We start from the raw sequence: 15,557 nt of genomic DNA on the forward strand, positions 1-15,557 counted from the left end.
GCCCCACCCTGCCCGTCGGCGCCGATGGACCGCTCGTCGGCCGCATCGGACTCGGCTGCATGGGAATGAGCGGCGAGTTCTACGGCCCCGCCGACGACGCCCAGTCGGTCCGCGTGATCCACGCCGCGCTCGACGCCGGTGCCACCCTGCTCGACACCGCCGACATGTACGGCAGCGGCAGCAACGAGGACCTCGTCGGCAAGGCCCTGCGCGGCCGCCGCGACCAGGCTGTCCTCGCCACCAAGTTCGGGATACGCCGCGCCGACGGAAGGCGGTGGAACGACAGCAGCCCCGCCTACGCGCGGGCGGCCTGCGAGGCGTCGCTGCGGCGCCTGGGCGTCGACACCATCGACCTCTACTACGTACACCGGATGGACGCCACCACCCCGGTCGAGGACACGGTCGGCGAGCTGGCGCGGCTCGTCGACGAGGGCAAGATCCGCCACATCGGGCTGAGTGAGGTGAGCGCGGCCCAGGTGCGCCGGGCCCATGCCGTCCACCCGATCGCCGCCGTGCAGAGCGAGTTCTCGCTGTGGACGCGCAATGTCGTCGAGGACGGCGTCCTGGCCGCCTGCCGTGAACTGGGCACCGCCCTGGTCGCGTACTCGCCGCTCGGCCGTGGCTTCCTCACCGGCACGGTCGAGAGCCTGGCGCACCTCGCCGAGGGCGATTTCCGACGCGGCAATCCACGGTTCGCCGAGGGCGGCCTGGAGGCCAACCTGCCGCTGCTCTCCACGGTGCGGGACATCGCCGCCGCCCATGGAGCACGGCCGGCCCAGATCGCGCTGGCCTGGGTGCTCGCCCAGGGCGACGACATCTTCCCCATCCCCGGCACCCGCCGTCTGACGTACCTGGAGGAGAACATCGGCGCCGCACAGCTCGAACTGTCACCCGACGAACGCTCCCGCCTTGACCGGGCCTTCCGCGAGGAGGCCGTCGTCGGCGACCGCTACCCGGCGGCGATCATGCCGGTGACGCGGTGACCCGGCCCTGACGCCGTACCCGCTCATCACGAGAGAAGGACCCGAGAAGGCCAACCATGAACAACAACACCACCACCACACCTACGACTACCACCCATCCGCCCAACATCCGCGAACAGCACGGCGCCGAGGTCATGCGCACGCTGGGCATCGACCCCGACGGCATCGTCGCGGGCATGGCTCCGCTCGACGAGCGGTTCGGCCACACCATCGTCGAGTACGTCTTCGGCGAGATCGTCGGCCGCCCCGAACTGGACCTTCGTACACGCCAGTTGGCCACCCTCGCCATCCTCACCACGTTGGGCGGCTGCGAGGCGCAGCTGGAACTCCACCTCGCCGCCACCCTCCGCGCCGGAGCCACCCGCAGCGAGATCGTGGCCCTGCTCACGCACGTGTCGGCCTATGCAGGCATTCCCCGTGTGATGAACGCGCTGAATGTCGCCAAGCGGGTCCTGCCGCCGGCCGCTGACGGTCCGTCTACCACCTAGGTGGCAGACGCGTTCCACCGGCCCGCGGCCGTGACTAGCGTTCTCCCGACAGCACATTTCGAGGGGGAATTCTGTGCTCAGCCAAACCGATACGGCCACGCTTCCGGAGCCGGTGAACATAGCGCTCGCAGTACGGAACGATCTGCAGCGCCATGGAATTCATCACCTGTTCGCCCAGGTCACGACCATCGCGAACATTTCCGTGACGTCCATGACGTCGGACCTCGACCGGCAACTGAGGGAATTGCCGGCCGACTCAAGCACCATCCTGGTCACCACGGTGACCGATATCGCAGAGGTGGCGCGGACCACCCAGGAATCCGGCACCGCGAGGAACGCCCGCATTCTGCTCCTCGTCGCGCGCAATGAACTGGACGCATTGCACCGGATTCCCGTCGGCCCGAACGTCATCGGCTACGTGAGCCGGGACGCCCTCACCCCCGCCGACCTCACCGACGCGCTCGCCCAGGTGGCGGCGGGCGGGGTTCCCATGCCGCCCTGGCTGGCGGAGCAACTGCTCTCGGTGTGGCGCACCACGCCCCGGACGGTCCGACCGGCGCCCCGGCTCACCCCGCGGGAGCAGGAAGCCCTGGTCCTGCTCGTCGACGGATTCAGCAACAAGCAGATCGGCCGCCGCCTGAACATCTCCGACCACGGCGCGAAACGCCTGGTCGGCAACATCCTGGCCAAGCTCGACTGCCCCAACCGAACCTCGGTCGCCACACTCGCCCTGCGCGACGGCCTTTACGACCAGTGCCTGCAGAACGCCCGGCCGCTCACACGTTGAAGCGGAGTCCGTAGCGCAGAGCTCCCAGCTGCGGAAATCCGGTTCTGGAGGGGGCATCCCAGCACCATCCCAGCACGGGATCGTATTAACTCCTTGCCCACGCCGCCCAGTCGTGGACTACCGTTGCCATGCACCGCGTGCCCTCCCCGGAGGGAGTACGCGACGTGACCCGGGGAGTACGCAATGCCCTTCGGTTCGGTGACGCAGCCCCATGGTGCGCTCCCGGCGGGAGCCATCCGGCGCCGTCACCGATCAACCCGAAGGGGACGCATTCCTGTGGCTGCCGTCGAGTACATGCCCAAGCGCCACACCTGGGTCCGTGATGTCCTGGTTGGCATCGCGGCGAGCCTCGGCTCGAACCTGGCGTGGGCTCTGGCGCAGGTCGTGGTGCACCGCCTCGGCTGAGCCGGGCGTCGGGCGGGCCTCCAGGGGCCCGCCCTCATTCCTTCGCAGCCGGGTAATCTACAGAACGTCATTGCGGCCCGACGGGCTTCCGCTTCGCTGCGGCGAAGTCACGAAGGACATGCCCCCACCCGCACGAGTCATCTCGTGCCCGGGGACCCTTCGTGCTCCTGCAACTGTCCGCGGCCGGACTCGGCCAACTCATCGTCGGCCGGGCCGGATCGGCGCACCTTCCGCTCACTGAGCGTCTGATCCACGAGCATTCCCGGATCAAGGGAGGAGCGGCCGGCCAGGGTGACATCGCTTCCTGGAACAACAGCGTCCCCGTAGTGGTCAAAGCGCTGCTGGACTGCGGCCTCGACGAAGTCGAGGTACAGGTCGAGGTCGACCTGCCGCACACCAACTCCGCCATCGACCTGGTGCTGTGCGGCCGGCACCCCGGTACAGGGACGGATTCATACCTTGCAGTTGAGCTGAAGCAGGTGCGGCACGCCACGGTGGACCCGCTGTGCCCCATCGCCGTCGATCTCGGATTCGGCGACGGGAAGAACAAGTTGCATCCGGTCCGGCAGGTCCAGCGCTACTGCGAGTACATGCTGCGCTATCTGCCCCATCTTCGTGAGAACGAAGACCAGCTGATGGGTGTGGCACTGCTCCACAACGCACGTGACGCGGATGTGGAGGCGTTGTTCGGTCTGCCTGAGACCGACCATGGCTTCCTGTACACGCTCGATGATCTGGCCCGCTTCCGACGAGTGCTTACTTCGAGATTCGCTGCCGCGTCCGGGAAGCGGGCCGCATCCGCACTGGCGCAAGCCCGCCGGGACCCCTTGCTCAAGGTCACCGATGTGGCCCGTCAGCGGTCCGTCGTCGGTGGAGGTCTTACGCTCCTCGACGAGCAGTACGTCGCGGTCGACCGGATCACCCGGCACCTGGAGAAGACCGCGCATTTCACCGGTTTCGATGTCGGATTGTTCTACGACGCCGAAGCCGCCCACAGCTCTGCCCCCGATCCGGGCGTCAAGCGCGTCTACATCCTGCGGGGCGGCCCTGGCAGCGGGAAGAGCGCGGTGGCGCTCGAGTTGCAGCGCGCCCTCGGGCTCAAGGGGCGCGAGGCCGTGCTGGCAAGCGGCTCGCACGCCTACACGGAGACTCTGCGCGAGATCATGCTCAGCACGGCCCGTCGAGGGCAGACAGCGGACAAGCGCCGTGCGGCCAACAGGTTGTACCGCTATTTCAACAGCTTCAGCGAGACCTCACCGGACAGCATCGACGTCCTCATCTGTGACGAGGCGCACCGCATGCGACGCAGCTCGACATACCGCTGGATGCCGAAGGCTCTGCGAGACGACGACCGGCCGCAGGCAACTGAGGTGATGAGAGCCGCCAAAGTACCGATCTTCCTGCTCGATGATCACCAGTCGATCCGTCCGGACGAGGTGGGTACTGCCACGTATCTCAAAGAGCTCGCCGAGGGCATGGGCTGCGAAGTCGAAGTAACCGATCTGGAGGGCACGTTCCGAGCGGGCGGCAGCAAGCGTTACCAGCGCTGGGTCCAACAACTGCTGGGCCTTGACACCTCCGATCCGGTGTCCTGGCGACCGGACGGGAGGATGACGCTGACGGTCGCCGACTCTCCCGAGCAGATGGAGCAGTTCATCCGGGAACGCCACCTGGAAGGGGCCACGGCCCGCATCACCGCAGGCTTCTGCTGGCCGTGGAGCAACCCTGACGGAGAACAGCTCATCGACGACGTACATATCAGGGGCTGGCGCCGACCTTGGAACGTGAAGCCGGAGCACAGCGTCCCGAACGCACCACGGTCGGACCTGTGGTCGACCGATCGCCGTGGTGTCGACCAGATCGGCTGCGTCTACACGGCACAGACCTTCGAGTACGACTGGAACGGCGTCATCATCGGACCCGATCTGCTGTTCCGTGACGGTAAGTTCAAGGTGGACGGGAGTGCTTCCTGCGATCCCGCCTTCCGCGGTCCGATCGACGATGCGACCGTCACCCGGTGCGTCCTCAATGCCTACCACGTGCTCCTCACCCGCGGCGTCGTCGGTACCGTGGTCTACGCGTTCGACCCAGCGACCCACAACGAGCTGCGCAGGCTCATCCCAGGCGCCATCGGTATGCAGCATTACGACGGCGCCCAGCCGAAGCTCACCGCTGAAGGATCACAGCTGCCACCCGCCTACCGCAGACGGCACGGGTAACCTTGATCCCGACGTAGCTGCGGCCCGCCGGGCTTCCGCTCCGCCTGGCGGAGCAGCGAAGGAAATGCCCCCACCCGCACGAGTTTCTTCGTGCTGCCTGGGGGCATGTCTTGCTGTTCCGCGACTCCGCCGCAGCGGTCGCTGCCGAGTGCCACTCCGGTGCTCTGTTCTTCCGCTTGACGGAGCAGTTCGTGCACGTGCACGGTCACAAGCCTGGTTCGTCCGAGGTGCGCTCGTGGGAGCGGAGCATCCCTGTGCTCGCAAGCGCGCTCAATGATGCTGGACTCGGCCAGGTGGAGATGCTCCTGGAGTACGGGCTGCCGCTGAACAGCAAACGGGCCGATGCAGTGCTGGCCGGGGTACATCCCAAGACCGGACTGCCGTCTTACGTCATCGTGGAACTGAAGCAGTGGAGCAGCGCTGAGCCGGACGACGACGATCCGTCGCTGTGCCGCATCGACTCATACGCCCGGGCGGTGCTGAATCCGGTCGACCAGGTGCGTGGCTACTGCGAGTACCTCATCTCCTTCAACGGAGCCCTGGCCGATCACCCGGAACGCGTCCACGGCGCCGCATATCTGCACAACGCCACCGAGTTCGGCGTCAGCGGGCTCTTCGAAGCCGAGCAGGACCAGCGCGGCCAGCTCTTCATCGGCGCGCGGCGCTCCGAGTTCATCGACTTTCTACGTACGGAACTGGGGCCGGAGTCCGGCGCTTCAGCCGCGGACGAACTCGTCAACGGGAAGATCGGCCCGTCGAAGCAACTCATGGCGGTGGCCGCCCAAGAGGTGCGTGAACGTGAACAGTTCGTCCTGCTGGACGAGCAGCAGATCGCGTACCGCACTGTCCTGAACGCCGTCGGCCGCGCCAAGCAATCCGACCACAAGGAAATCGTGATCGTCACCGGCGGGCCCGGCACCGGCAAGAGCGTCATCGCGCTGTCGCTCCTCGGTGAGCTGTACCGCCAGAGCACCACCGCGCTGCACGCGACGGGCTCCAACTCGTTCACGACGACCATGAGGAAGGTCGCGGGGGCCCGGAAGCGTGAGGTAAAAGACCTCTTCAAGTACTTCAACAGTTTCATGGCCGCCGAGCGCAACAGCCTTGATGTCCTGATCTGCGACGAGGCTCACCGCATCCGGGAGACATCGGCCAACCGCTACACGCCGGCATCGGCCCGCACCGGAAAAGCCCAGATCGAAGAACTCATCGACGCGGCACGCGTCCCGGTCTTCCTGCTCGACGAGCACCAGGTCGTTCGGCCCGGCGAAATGGGCACGGTCGCGGAGATCAAGGCGGCCGCCGCGAAGAAGGGCATCCGCTGTCGGGTGGTGCCGCTGGACAGCCAGTTCCGGTGCGGTGGCAGCGATGCGTATCTGCGCTGGGTGGTACGACTGTTGGGGCTTGAGCCGGGAGGTCCCGTGGCATGGGAACCCGACGACAAGATGCAACTCATGGTCGCGGACAGCCCTCAGGAGTTGGAGGCATTCCTCGACGATCGCCGCTCGCACGGGTACAGCGCGCGCATGTCCGCAGGCTACTGCTGGACGTGGACGAAAAAGGTGCCACCCGGGCAGGCACTGCCCACCGACGTCGCCATCGGGGAGTGGGAGCGCCCCTGGAACGTCTTTGGCGACCGGTCCGTAGGGGGCGCCCCTCCGGCCGCGTTGTGGGCAACCGATCCGGCTGGTTTCGGGCAGGTGGGGTGCGTGTACACGGCGCAGGGCTTCGAGTACGACTGGAGCGGCGTCATCATAGGTCCCGACCTGGTGTGGCGCGGCGACCGTTGGGTCACCGATCGTTCAGCGTCCAAAGATCCGGTCTTCAAGAAGTCCACCCCGGACACGGATGTGGACCGACTGATCCGCAACACGTACAAGGTGCTGCTGACGCGAGGGATGATCGGCACGGTGGTGTATTCGACCGATGCCGAGACACGCCAGAAGCTCCACGCCCTGGCTGGCGCGACTTCGAGCGTCGTGACCGCGTGACTCCTGGAGTCAGCCACGCGCAGCACAGCGATACGCCGATCCGTAGCGCATTCACAGCGACCAGGCCGACCGATAGGCGCGCACTCTTGCATCAGTAGCCGCAGATGGAAACGGTTCGCCAGATCCCGCTGCTCCAGGATGAGTTGACTCTGGACACGCCCAAGTCCGCAACGCGTATAGCGACAGACCACGACCGAGAGGCAGGCTTCTCCCTCAGCCAAGGCGGCTCGTGTGAAGCCTGCACAGAACCCCGGAAAGCACAGATGGCTCACCTTCGCAGGCGAGCCCATCTGACTTTCATTCTCCAGAATCAGAGAACTTAAAGTTCTAACTAAACATTGAAGCGGAACTAGCCCACAAGGCCCTGACCTGCGGAAATGCAGGCGCATCCCAGCACCGTCCCAGCACGGGAGTCGCGACAAAGTACAAGAACATCCGGGGTGCCAAGCCTACGCATCATCATTGGGCCTCACAGCACCCGACCACTGTAATTGTCCGGGCGGCGGGCTTGGAGTCGCCGAAGGCGACCACGAGCCCAGCGAGGACCGCGGGTACGGCGACCACCGCGACGGGCACCACCCAGGCGGGACGGTGCCTGTCGACGCCCCCGCCTGGGCGGCCCGCCGGCTCTCTGGTGCGGTCGGTCTCGCCACCGGGGCACGGACACCTCGTACGAACAGGCTCATCACCACGGCGACATAGCCGACGTACGCCGTCACCTGCAGCCACGTCATCGTCGGCGTCAGGTTGAACACGCCCTGGACCAGGGTGCTGCACCAGGAGCCGGCGTCGACGCTGCCGCCGAGATCGACGGCGTACGACGTCCCGCCGGGCAGCGCCCCGCCCTTCTGCAGGTCGCGCAGGCCATAGCCGAGGACACCCGCAGTGATGACGATGAGCACGGCACCGGTGGCGGTAGAACCTGGTCAGGTTGATCCGCAGGACCCGGCGGCAGAGGCCCCAGCACAGGCCCGTCGCGAGGACGGCGCCGTTGGCCGCTCCGGTCAGCGGGCCCGTGGACTCGCCGGCCGCGCGAGCCGTGGTCCACAGGAACAGCGCGGTCTCCAGGCCCTCCGGGCCCCCCGCCAGAAACGAGGTGATGACGAGCACGCCCGCGCCCGTCGTCAGCGCATCCGTGGCCTTGTCCCTGATCTCGCCGGCGAGGCGCGTGCCGAGTGGCGCATCCAGAACACCATCACGGTGACGAAGGCGACGGCCACCACGCTGAGTGCGCCACCGAACGCTTCCTGGGCGGTCGCCGACACAGTCATGCAGAGGTCATGGCGAAGCAAAGACCACACGGTTCTCAATGTGCGTCGCGCCGTCCGAGTGCGGCACCGGCAGCTGGCCATCGACCCCCGCCCACGCCTGGGCCAGTCCCGCCTGGCCTGTAGGAAAGAAGCAGTCAGCGGGACTCTTCGCCCTGGGCGACCTCGACGTCGTGGTGGAAGGCGATGGCGCCGGTCGTCGCGGCGGTGGCGGACAGGGCCGCGCAGGTGGCGAGGAGGAGGGCGACCCAGTACACCGACCCCCGAGTGCGTCGCGCGGGAGCGGCGAGGAGGGCCGCTACGCGCCGGGGAACCGGGCTGGTGGTCGCCGCGGGGGCGAAGTCCGGGCGGGTGGTGCGCGCGGCCTGGCCGGCGAGGGCGGCGCGGGCGATGGCGCGGGCCAATAGGCGGCGGTCACCCACGGCGGTGGCCGCGGCCTCGTCGGCGTCGCGTTCCGCGGCCAGCCGGATGGCGGTGCGGACGAGGCGCAGGGCGGGGTGGCAGTGGGCGGCGAGTTCGGCGGCGGCCAGGAAGTAGTGGTGCCCCGCGCGGTTGTGGGCGCGTTCGTGGGCGAACAGGGCCTCGCGCTCGTCCGGGCCGAGGCTGCGCAGCATGGCGGTGGTGACGACGATGCGGTGTGGGCGCCCCGGCAGCGCGTACGCGTCCGGGTGCGGGGAGTCGACCACGCACAGGTCGCCCGCGGGTGGCCGTCGGCCGGCCTCGGCGCGGGCGGTGCGGAAGGCGCGCGTCTGGCGCAGGGCCGAGTGCGCGAGGGTCCAGGCGCCGATGGTGAGCACACCGGTCGCGATAGCCGCTGCCGGGAGGACCAGGTAGCCCGAAGGCGTGCGCAGGGGATGGACGAGTTCACCCAGCGCCGCGAACGCCGGCAGCTTGAGCAGTCCGGTCAGCACGAGGGAGCCCAGGGCAGCCACGCAGCCGCCCGCCAGCACCAGGGCGGTGGCGGTGAGCGCCCACAGCGCGGTGACGGGGGTCAGCCGGTCGAGGGCTCGCCGGGCGAGCAGCGGAATCACGAAGGGCAGCAGCAGCGGAATCAGCAGCAGGGCGGTGATCAATCGTCGGCCTCCAGCAGCTGGCGCAGGAGCTGTTCGTCGTCCGGATTGAGCTGGGTGACGAAGCGGGCCAGGACCGTCTCCCGGTCACTGTCGCGGTCGAGTTCGGTATGCATGCGCCGGGCGGTGAGCCCCTGGGCGTCCTGCACGGGGTAGTAGGCATAGCCGCGCCGCTGCGGGCGTCGCTCGACGATCCCCTTTTCGTGCAGGCGGGACAGGATCGTCGTCACCGTCGTGCGGGCCAGGTCGGAGGCCAGTTCGGCCTGCACCTCACCCGGGGTGAGGGGCACCTCGGCGGCCCACAGGGCGGCCATGACGGCCGCTTCCAGTTCGCCGGCCGGTCGGCGCTCGCCCTTGGCGTCGGTCACGGGAACGATCCTCACTCCATCTTCGTCTACAGTTCAGTAGACCGTCTACAGAATTGTAGTCACTCGGGTGGCGCTTTCGCGTACCCCCGCACATCCAGTATGAGAGGGCCCGCGTTCATGACCGCACCCTTGTTCGCAACCTCACAGCTCGCGGTGAACGTCCTGAGCGCGCAGTCCCTGCTGGCCGCCTTCGGTGTGCTGGGGGTCGGCGTGGTGATGTTCGCGGAAACCGGGCTGCTGATCGGCTTCTTCCTGCCCGGCGACTCCCTGCTGTTCACCGCAGGTCTGCTGTGCACGGGGAACGGCCAGCACGGCGTGAAACTGTCGCTCGCTGCGCTGCTGGTGGCCGCGGCTGTGGGTGCCCTCGCCGGTGCGCAGTGCGGCTATCTTCTCGGCCGTAAGGCCGGCGGAGCCCTCCTTTCGCGCAGCCGCTCGGTCCGCCTGCGCGAAGGGGCCCAGCGGGCCGAGGAGCTGCTGGAGCGGTACGGGCATGCGAAGGCCATCGTGCTGGCGCGGTTCGTGCCGGTGGTACGCACCGTACTCAATCCGATGGCGGGCGCATTGGGCGTGCCGGCGCGGACTTTCGCCGTGTGGCAGGTCGTCGGCGGACTCGTGTGGAGTCTGGGGCTGACGCTGGGCGGATACGCGCTCGGCTCCTCCGTCCCGAACGTGGACCGCTATCTGCTGCCCATGGTCGCCGTGATCGTGGCCGTGTCGTTGATTCCGGTTGCCGCCGAGCTGTACCGCTCCCGCCGGGCGGCCAAGGCGAAGGAGGTACGTGGATGATCCTCGCCTTCGACGGTTCCTCGATCGACGGCTCCGCCTATACCGACGTGGTGGAGCTCGCTCACCGCTCGCCCGGCTGGCTGGACGACGTCGTGGCGGCCTGGTCGACGTACGGGCTGGCGGTGTTCGCCGCGCTGATGGCCGTGGCCTGGTGGCGGGCGCGGCGGGTGAGCCCGGCTGCCGCGGTGACCGCGCTGGCCGTTCCGGTGATCGTCGTCGCCGCATACGGGGTGAACGACGTGCTGAAGCTGCTGGTACGCGAGGACCGGCCCTGCCAGAGCCTGCACGTGATCACGCTGGAGGCGTGCCCTGCGCCGGGCGACTGGTCCTTCCCCAGCAATCACACGGCCATCGCCGCCGCGGCCGCCATGGCCCTGCTCTTCGTCTCCCGTCGGCTCGGCGCCGTCGCGGCCGTGGCCGCCTGCGCCATGACGGCCTCCCGAGTCTGGGTCGGCGCGCACTATCCGCACGACGTCGCCGCAGGAGTGATCGTCGGCGCCCTCGTCGCGGCGCTCGCGATGGTCACGCTGCGCCGCCGACCCGATTCGCTGGTCAGGTGGATCACCGGTACGCGGCTACGCCCGCTGGTACTGGCGTCATGAAGCGCAGCGACGTCGGCGAGCTGGCCGGCAGCCTCAGCCTGGGGGCGTGGACGGCGTTCGGCGTCCTGACCATGATCGTGATCGGCGACGGGCAGCCGCTGTACGGGGATGAGGACCTGCTGTCCTGGTCCGTCGCTCACCGCCCGGACGTGGCGGTGGCGCCGGCCCGCCATCTGACAGCCACCGGGACCGGCGTCATCCCGTACGTCCTCGCCGTGCTGGCGGGGATCATCGCCGGGCGCACGCGGCGGCGACGGGCCGTCGCCGCCGCGCTCTGTCTCGTCTGCCTCGGGGCGGGGCAGGCGGCACGGTACGGCGTGATGGCGCTCGTCGCCCGGCCCCGGCCCGCCCACGCGGACTGGGCCACGCACGCTTCGGGGTGGGCCTTTCCCTCCGGCCACACCACGACGGCCGCGCTCACCGCGGGACTCCTTGTCATCTCCGTGTTCGTGCGCGCCCCGCGTGGCAGGACCTTGCTCGCCCTCCTGTTCGGCTGCTGGGGCGCGCTGGTCGGGCTGACCCGCGTCTACCTCGGGGTGCACTGGTTCACCGATGTCGTCGGCGGCTGGCTGTTCGCCCTCGGCTGGCTGGGGCTGTGCCTGTGCGCCGCTACCTGGTGGCTGCCCGAAGGGTTCATCACAGGAACGACGGACACGGACCCAGAGCCGACGGAGGACCATGCGCCACAAGATCCTGGTCGTCGAGGACGATCACGCCCTGCGTGACATCCTGCTGCGCGGCCTGCGCGACGAGGACTTCGACCCCCTGCCGGCCCCGGACGGGGCGTCCGCCCTGCGGCTGGCCACCGGTGACATCGCCGCCGCCGTTCTGGACGTCGGGCTGCCCGACGCGGATGGTCGGGACGTGTGCCAGGCGATGCGGGCGAACGGATTCCTCTCCCCGGTCATCTTCCTGACCGCCCATCACCGGCTCACCGACCGGCTGTCCGGGTTCTCCGCCGGGGGGGACGACTATCTGTCCAAACCGTTCCACCTCGCCGAACTCGCCGCCAGACTGCGAGCGGCCGTCAAACGCGCCGCACCCCTGTCTGTGGCCACGGCCGGTGATCTGGTCCTGGACGCCGTCCGGCACAGCGTCGGCGTGCGCGGCACCCAGGTCGACCTCACACCGACGGAATTCCGCCTCCTGGCGGCGCTCATGGCGGGATCCGGGGGGATCGTGCGCCGACGCGAGCTGCTCAGAGCGGGGTGGCCCGAGGGAGCCCAGGTCAGCGACAACACCCTCGACCAGTACCTGACCCGGCTGCGCCGCAAGCTGCGCGAGGCGGACAGCGACCTGACCGTCACCACCGCCCGCGGGATCGGCCACCGCCTGTCATGAACGCCGAGTACTCCCGGCTGGCACCACGCACCCTGCGCGGCCGCCTCTCCCTGGTGGCCCTCACCACCGCCACCCTCCTGATAGTGATCCTCACCGTCGCCTTCAACACCGTCATCCGACAGCGCCTGCAGCACCAGGCCGACGACGAGCTGCACACCCGGGCCGCCGCCGTCGCCACCACCATCGACACCAGCGGCCCCACGGTGCGCGTCCTGGAAACCTCCAACGACCAGCTTCTCGACACGAACGTGTGGATCTACACGGGCACTCGGCTACTCGAACAGCCGCCGTCCACCACCGCCCACAGCCCCCTCACTCACGCCGCCGACAGCCTCGCGCGGCAGGGTGGGACACACTGCCTGACCGCCGAGGAACCAGACCCCGCCCGGCTGTGCAGCCTGCCCGTATCCGGCGGCCGAAGCACGGCGATGGTCGTCACCGCGCTGGACCTCTCCCCCTACCGCAACTCGGCAGCCACCCTGCTGTGGGCATCGCTGTGCCTCGACGCGGTGATGCTCTCCTGTACCTACCTACTGACACGCCTATCCGTCGGACGCGCGCTGCGTCCCGTGGGCGCCATGACCGACCAGGCCACCCAGTGGAGTGCCGTCGCCTCCGAGGAACGCTTCGGCGCCGTGCGACGCCCGGCCGAACTCGCCCGTCTAGGCGCGTCGTTGGACGCGCTGCTGGACCGCATCCGGGCCGTCCTGCGCCATGAGCAGCAGCTGACCCGCGAGCTGTCGCACGAACTTCGCACCCCGCTCAGCCGGATCATCGCCGAACTCGACTGGTGGCAGACCCGTCCCCGCTCGGCCGCCGAAACCGAAGCCACCCACGAGGTGATCGCCGACGCCGCCCGGTCCATGCGCAGCATCTGCGACACCCTCCTCGACGACGCCCGCGAGGGCACGACCACCGCCCCCGGAACGGCCGAGATCCTCCCGGCACTGCACCGACTCGCCGCACGTCTGCAGGCCCCGGCTCAGGTGACCATCGACGTGCGCGGCGACAACGTCCCGCTTCAGGCCGGCGTCCAGGCCGCCCTCCTCGAACGCATCGTCAGCCCGCTGCTCGCCAACTCCGTCCGGTACGCCACCTCGCACGTCACCGTCACCGCGAGCCAGGAGCTCGGCGGCGTACGCATCGACGTTGACGACGACGGTCCCGGGGTACCCGAGTCGTTCGCGGCGCAGCTCTTCCAGCCCGGCCGGCGGGCCGACCCCGACGACGGACACGGCGGAGCGGGCCTCGGGCTGCCGCTCGCGCGACGCCTGGCCCGCTCCGTCGGCGGTGACGTGACGTACGACCCCGGTCACAAACCCGGGGCGTGGTTCACCGTCACACTGCCCGCCGGGTGACGGCCTCCTGCCCGGTTGACGCCGGACTCGAGACGGCGGCCCGGCGCTCCTGCACCTGGGCATACGCCATCAGGCCCACCAGGATGGCCAGCAGGACGGCCGATGAACCCGCGGTGCCGAGGTCGAGGCCGCCCTTGGCGACCGGCTTGGTGAGGAAGTCACCCGCCGTCGCCCCCAGCGGGCGGGTCAGGACGAAGGCGAACCAGAACAGCAGCACGTTCGGCACCACGGGCGCCTTCATCAGGACGAGAAGCACGGCGAGTGCCCCGGAGACGAGCAGCGCGCCGCCCGCATAGCCGAGACCGGAGCTGTCGGAGAGGAAGTCACCCATGGACGTGCCGAGGGTGTTGGAGACGAGAATCGCCGTCCAGAAGAGGGCCTCGCCGCGGAAGGTGACGATGTCACGGATGACGAACGTCATCCCGGTCAGTTTCCACACTACGAAGACGGCGATCAGGAGGGAGATCAGGATCGCGGCGCCGGCGGGGTAGCCCAGGCCCAGACCCTGCGGGCCCCAGCCCAGCGACGTGGCCCCGCCCGAGAGGAACGTGGCGCTGGCGTCGCGGTTCATGAAGTCGGACATCGTCGTACCGGCCATGCTCGTGGACAGGATGACGGTCCAGTAGAAGAACGGGTTGTAACGGCGGGACCTGAGCTGGACCACCAAGGTCACCACGAAGATCAGGAACAGGGTGATCGTGGTGACGAAGTAGCCGAGCTTCAGGGTCTGGGCGAACAGGTCACCGGCCGTCTCGCCCAGGGTCGTGGCGGCGATCTTCATGATCCAGAAGGCCAGGGTGGCCTCGGGGAGCTTCTTCATCACCGACCTGGTCGTACTGGCGACATCCAGGTCGGCGAGAAGTTCTGGCTTCTCCAAGAGGGAGTGCTCCTGTTCGTGCAGGGCGCGGGGCGCTCGTCAAAGGGCGAGCACCCCGCGAGACGGTGGGGACAACCGCGCGCGGCGCGGCGGTTGCGTCGGTGTCCGACCCTGCCAGTGGTGATCTGAACGCATCCTGAACGCCTGCGGGCGACTACGCCGTACGGGTGAGACGCTCCGGCTCGGTGACGTCCTTGCGCGTCACCGCCAGGAACACCACCAGTGCGAGGATGACCGCGAGGAACAGCCCGCTGGTCACCACGGTGCCCAGGCCCAGGCCGCCGTCGCCGGTCGGCTGGGAGAGGTAGTCGCCCATCGAGGCGCCGAGCGGGCGGGTGAGGACGTAGGCGATCCAGAAACTCCACACGGCGTTCGCCCCGAGCGCGAAGCGCGCCACCGCGACCGCGGCGATCGCCAGGGCGAACAGGACCGCGGAGACCCAGTAGCCCAGCCCCATGCGCTCGGCGACCAGGTCACCGGCCGACGTGCCCAGCGCGAAGGTGAACAGGACCGCCAGCCAGTAGAAGGACTCCCGGCGAAGGGTGTCGATGCTGTGGATGGACAGCGTCCGCTCGCTGCGGTACCAGGCGACGAACACGACCGTCAGGAGGACCGCGAAGACCGCGGTGGTGGTCTCCAGCGGTACGCCCATGTTGTCGGTCAGGTTGTCACTGACCAGGGTGCCGACGACGCTGATCAGGGCCACGGCCGTCCAGTACACGCCGGGCCGGTAGGCGGTGGTACGGAACTGAACGACGAGGACCACCGCCAGCAGCGCGCTCATCAGCAGCGACACACCCGTCAGACCCAGTCCGGCCTTCTCGTTCAGCAGGTCGGCCGCGGTCTCGCCGACCGTCGTGCACAGCACCTTGATCACCCAGAAGTACACGGTGACTTCGGGCACCTTGTTCCAGCGCAGACGGTGACCAGGGGCGGTGGGGGCGGACCCGTGGACCGCCGCTGTCTCAGAAGTCTCAGATGTCATGAGGCCCGACCGTGCCACCGGGAACCTGA

At 68.8% G+C, this 15,557-nt stretch carries 17 protein-coding genes and 1 pseudogene; 11 read left to right on the forward strand and 7 right to left on the reverse strand.

Translation table 11 applies throughout. The features are described from left to right. Positions 1-8 precede the first annotated feature (8 nt). The 6 genes from E2651_RS18910 (at position 9) to E2651_RS18930 (ending at position 6,873) form a co-directional block, all read left to right on the forward strand. The gene (locus E2651_RS18910) at positions 9-983 is read left to right on the forward strand and encodes an aldo/keto reductase (protein WP_135332374.1); all 975 of its coding nucleotides are present in this window, start codon (positions 9-11) and stop codon (positions 981-983) included. A 56-nt stretch (positions 984-1,039) separates the two neighbouring features. Continuing rightward, positions 1,040-1,471, forward strand: coding sequence for a carboxymuconolactone decarboxylase family protein (locus tag E2651_RS18915; protein WP_135332350.1), 432 nt, complete (start codon positions 1,040-1,042; stop codon positions 1,469-1,471). Positions 1,472-1,682: 211 nt separating this feature from the next. Further along, entirely contained in the window at positions 1,683-2,258 is a 576-nt protein-coding gene (locus E2651_RS18920; protein ID WP_135332351.1) for a response regulator transcription factor, read from the forward strand. A gap of 276 nt (positions 2,259-2,534) precedes the next feature. Then, positions 2,535-2,663: a DUF6408 family protein gene (locus E2651_RS45350; RefSeq protein ID WP_245238991.1), complete on the forward strand. Its 129-nt coding sequence runs from the start codon at positions 2,535-2,537 to the stop codon at positions 2,661-2,663. Positions 2,664-2,824: 161 nt separating this feature from the next. Beyond that, positions 2,825-4,882 carry a DUF2075 domain-containing protein gene (locus E2651_RS18925; protein ID WP_135332352.1) on the forward strand — a complete coding sequence of 686 codons (2,058 nt, stop codon included), beginning with the start codon at positions 2,825-2,827 and terminating at the stop codon, positions 4,880-4,882. Between the two features lie 110 nt (positions 4,883-4,992). Beyond that, positions 4,993-6,873: a DUF2075 domain-containing protein gene (locus tag E2651_RS18930; protein ID WP_135332353.1), complete on the forward strand. Its 1,881-nt coding sequence runs from the start codon at positions 4,993-4,995 to the stop codon at positions 6,871-6,873. A 449-nt stretch (positions 6,874-7,322) separates the two neighbouring features. Here E2651_RS18930 and E2651_RS46140 read toward each other — a convergent pair whose 3' ends face one another. The 5 genes and pseudogenes from E2651_RS46140 to E2651_RS18945 all read right to left on the reverse strand — a co-directional run bounded on the left by E2651_RS46140 (position 7,323) and on the right by E2651_RS18945 (position 9,579). Then, positions 7,323-7,775 (reverse strand): hypothetical protein, encoded by a 453-nt coding sequence (locus E2651_RS46140; protein WP_348541649.1) that lies wholly within the window; start codon positions 7,773-7,775, stop codon positions 7,323-7,325. Positions 7,776-7,851: 76 nt separating this feature from the next. Then, positions 7,852-8,061: pseudogene (locus E2651_RS46145) on the reverse strand (hypothetical protein); the annotation flags it as partial. Further along, the gene (locus E2651_RS46150; protein ID WP_348541650.1) at positions 7,998-8,144 is read right to left on the reverse strand and encodes an FTR1 family protein; all 147 of its coding nucleotides are present in this window, start codon (positions 8,142-8,144) and stop codon (positions 7,998-8,000) included. The pseudogene E2651_RS46145 and the gene E2651_RS46150, both read right to left, overlap by 64 nt. 134 nt (positions 8,145-8,278) lie before the next feature. Then, positions 8,279-9,211 carry a M48 family metalloprotease gene (locus E2651_RS18940; protein ID WP_135332375.1) on the reverse strand — a complete coding sequence of 311 codons (933 nt, stop codon included), beginning with the start codon at positions 9,209-9,211 and terminating at the stop codon, positions 8,279-8,281. Continuing rightward, the gene (locus E2651_RS18945; RefSeq protein WP_135332354.1) at positions 9,211-9,579 is read right to left on the reverse strand and encodes a BlaI/MecI/CopY family transcriptional regulator; all 369 of its coding nucleotides are present in this window, start codon (positions 9,577-9,579) and stop codon (positions 9,211-9,213) included. Before E2651_RS18945 ends, E2651_RS18940 begins: the two co-directional genes overlap by 1 nt. Before the next feature lie 117 nt (positions 9,580-9,696). Between E2651_RS18945 and E2651_RS18950 the strand changes: the two genes are divergently transcribed. Genes E2651_RS18950 through E2651_RS18970 form a run of 5 tightly spaced genes read left to right on the forward strand, consistent with a single transcriptional unit; the run spans position 9,697 to position 13,666 of the window. Beyond that, entirely contained in the window at positions 9,697-10,365 is a 669-nt protein-coding gene (locus E2651_RS18950) for a DedA family protein (protein ID WP_167828831.1), read from the forward strand. Continuing rightward, positions 10,362-10,967, forward strand: coding sequence for a phosphatase PAP2 family protein (locus E2651_RS18955; protein ID WP_135332356.1), 606 nt, complete (start codon positions 10,362-10,364; stop codon positions 10,965-10,967). Before E2651_RS18950 ends, E2651_RS18955 begins: the two co-directional genes overlap by 4 nt. Beyond that, a complete protein-coding gene (locus E2651_RS18960) occupies positions 10,964-11,692 on the forward strand; it encodes a phosphatase PAP2 family protein (protein ID WP_135332357.1) in 729 nt (242 codons plus the stop codon). Before E2651_RS18955 ends, E2651_RS18960 begins: the two co-directional genes overlap by 4 nt. Further along, positions 11,646-12,308, forward strand: a complete 663-nt coding sequence (locus E2651_RS18965; protein WP_135332358.1) for a response regulator transcription factor — start codon at positions 11,646-11,648, stop codon at positions 12,306-12,308. Before E2651_RS18960 ends, E2651_RS18965 begins: the two co-directional genes overlap by 47 nt. Then, on the forward strand, positions 12,305-13,666 hold the full coding sequence (locus tag E2651_RS18970; protein WP_135332359.1) for a HAMP domain-containing sensor histidine kinase: 1,362 nt from the start codon (positions 12,305-12,307) through the stop codon (positions 13,664-13,666). Before E2651_RS18965 ends, E2651_RS18970 begins: the two co-directional genes overlap by 4 nt. On the opposite strand, the gene E2651_RS18975 is transcribed toward E2651_RS18970, so the two are convergent. Next, positions 13,647-14,543: a hypothetical protein gene (locus tag E2651_RS18975; protein ID WP_135332360.1), complete on the reverse strand. Its 897-nt coding sequence runs from the start codon at positions 14,541-14,543 to the stop codon at positions 13,647-13,649. The two genes, E2651_RS18970 and E2651_RS18975, sit on opposite strands and share 20 nt — an antisense overlap. Before the next feature lie 154 nt (positions 14,544-14,697). Further along, positions 14,698-15,528: a hypothetical protein gene (locus E2651_RS18980; RefSeq protein ID WP_135332361.1), complete on the reverse strand. Its 831-nt coding sequence runs from the start codon at positions 15,526-15,528 to the stop codon at positions 14,698-14,700. Between the last annotated feature and the right edge of the window lie 29 nt (positions 15,529-15,557).

Origin of the sequence: Streptomyces sp. MZ04 (assembly GCF_004684775.1) — a bacterium.
In the GTDB taxonomy this organism is placed as follows: domain Bacteria; phylum Actinomycetota; class Actinomycetes; order Streptomycetales; family Streptomycetaceae; genus Streptomyces.

What these genes read in the sequence shown, in the direction of transcription:
- E2651_RS18915 (WP_135332350.1), top strand. Translation starts at nt 1,040, where the DNA reads ATGAACAACAACACCACCACCACACCTACGACTACCACCCATCCGCCC.
- E2651_RS18920 (WP_135332351.1), top strand. Translation starts at nt 1,683, where the DNA reads ATGACGTCGGACCTCGACCGGCAACTGAGGGAATTGCCGGCCGACTCA.
- E2651_RS46150 (WP_348541650.1), bottom strand. Translation starts at nt 8,144, where the DNA reads ATGACTGTGTCGGCGACCGCCCAGGAAGCGTTCGGTGGCGCACTCAGC.
- E2651_RS18950 (WP_167828831.1), top strand. Translation starts at nt 9,697, where the DNA reads ATGACCGCACCCTTGTTCGCAACCTCACAGCTCGCGGTGAACGTCCTG.
- E2651_RS18955 (WP_135332356.1), top strand. Translation starts at nt 10,362, where the DNA reads ATGATCCTCGCCTTCGACGGTTCCTCGATCGACGGCTCCGCCTATACC.
- E2651_RS18960 (WP_135332357.1), top strand. Translation starts at nt 10,964, where the DNA reads ATGAAGCGCAGCGACGTCGGCGAGCTGGCCGGCAGCCTCAGCCTGGGG.
- E2651_RS18965 (WP_135332358.1), top strand. Translation starts at nt 11,646, where the DNA reads ATGCGCCACAAGATCCTGGTCGTCGAGGACGATCACGCCCTGCGTGAC.
- E2651_RS18970 (WP_135332359.1), top strand. Translation starts at nt 12,305, where the DNA reads ATGAACGCCGAGTACTCCCGGCTGGCACCACGCACCCTGCGCGGCCGC.
- E2651_RS18980 (WP_135332361.1), bottom strand. Translation starts at nt 15,528, where the DNA reads ATGACATCTGAGACTTCTGAGACAGCGGCGGTCCACGGGTCCGCCCCC.